The sequence below is a fragment of the Saccharopolyspora sp. NPDC045941 genome, from assembly GCF_056431445.1.
Window position 1 is genome coordinate 1 of record NZ_JBWKKU010000159.1, and the last position, 1,670, is coordinate 1,670.

Genomic DNA, 1,670 nt, shown 5'->3' on the forward strand with positions numbered 1-1,670 from the left:
CGAGGTCTCCACAGGCTGTCACCGCCCGTCCGGCGGCGAGAATGTTCTTCGCCGCGTTCACGTCAGCGTGCGCGGTGTGGCCGCACTGGGTACACCGAAAAACCGCTTGGCTCTCACGGCTTTCCGGGTCCACAGCACGGCACACCGCGCACGTCTGCGACGTGTACGCAGCAGGCACCTTCACGATCTCGCTGCCGGTATAGCGGGCAGCGTTACGCAGGGCCAGTTCAAGCTTGTGCCAGCCTTTGTCGAGGATGGCGCGGTTCAGGCCGGACTTTTGGGCGACGTTCCGGCCGGGTTCTTCGGCGGTTCCGCTCGCCGACCGGGTCATGTTCCGGGTACGGAGATCTTCCAGCACGACCAGCGCGTTGCGGTCGGTGAGCTCGGCCGCGACCTGCGAGCAGAAGTCCGCTCGCCGGTCGCGTTCGCGCCGCTTCAACCGGCGCATCTTGCCGAGCGTCTTCTTACGGTCTGCGCTGCCCCGCTTCTGCCGGGAAAGCTTCTGCTGCAACCTGCGGCAACGCTCATCCGCGCCAGGCGAGACGAAATCGCGGTCAATGAGCTTGCCGTCACTGGTAGCTACCGCTGCCGCGACTCCACGGTCGACACCGACGCCGCTGTGGGGTGCGGCGTGCCGTTCTGGGGTGGTGGCGCCGTCGTCGACGAGGAACGACACGAACCAGTCCCGGCCGTCGCGGGACACTGTCGCGGACCGCACGGCACCGCCGAGCTGGCGGGTCATGCGGAACTGCACCCACCCCAGCTTCGGGAGCTTCGCCCGTCCCCACCGCTTGCTCAGCCGCTCGACCTCGATGAGCTTGCCCATCGGGAACCGGAACGACGGGTTCCAACGCTGCTTACCGCGCCACTTAACCCGGAACGTGCCGTGGTCGCGGCACGCCCGGTCCAGGTCCTTCAACGCCTGCTGGAGGACGTGCGACGGCGCGGTCTGCAACCAGCCGTGCTCGGTTTTCCCGTCGGCGAGCTGTCCGGCTTGCTCGTTGTAGTTCATCCACGCCCCGCGCCGCCGGTACTCGCGGCGTTGTTCCAGGGCGGTGTTCCACACTGCCCGGCAGATATTGCCGAACTCCTCGCACTGGGCGGCCTGCGCGGTGGTGAGCTTCAAGCGGTAGCGACGTCCCGTCAGCATCGGCTCACCGGGCCTTCTGCTGTTCGACGTAGCGCTTGATGACCGACAGCGGTGCGCCGCCGACCGTCGCGACGAAGTAGCTGTTGGTCCACAGCGTCGGAAGCTTCGACCGCAACCACGGGAACTCTTCCCGCAACACGCGCGACGAACGTCCCTTAATCGCTTTGACCAGCTTGTGCACCCCGTACTGCGGGTCGACTTCGACGAGAAGGTGAACGTGGTCCGGCATCGTTTCCAGCTCCACCAGCCACGCCCCCTTCTCCTCGACGACTTCCCGGATGAGCTGCTTCAAGCGTTCTTCCATCCGGCCACCGATGACCCGGCGCCGGTATTTCGGGCACCACACGACGTGGAACGCGCACTGAAAGGTGATGTTCGCGTTCGATCGCAGCGTGACGGCCATACCCAGCACTATACAGCACCGAGCTATCTAACGTTGGCAGGGTTACCGCTGGGCACGTCAGGATCGGACTTGACGTGCTAACCCCACGGATAAACCCGGGGGTCTGCGCACTACGTC

The 1,670-nt window shown here is 65.7% G+C and carries 2 protein-coding genes; both read right to left on the reverse strand.

Going from position 1 to position 1,670, the window contains the following annotated elements; genetic code table 11:
* On the reverse strand, positions 1 to 1,150 hold a 1,150-nt coding region (locus tag AC07FN_RS45850), incomplete at its 3' end, for an RNA-guided endonuclease InsQ/TnpB family protein (RefSeq protein WP_478401376.1).
* A gap of 4 nt (positions 1,151 to 1,154) precedes the next feature.
* Positions 1,155 to 1,553 carry an IS200/IS605 family transposase gene (gene tnpA / locus AC07FN_RS45855; RefSeq protein WP_168584178.1) on the reverse strand — a complete coding sequence of 133 codons (399 nt, stop codon included), beginning with the start codon at positions 1,551 to 1,553 and terminating at the stop codon, positions 1,155 to 1,157.
* Between the last annotated feature and the right edge of the window lie 117 nt (positions 1,554 to 1,670).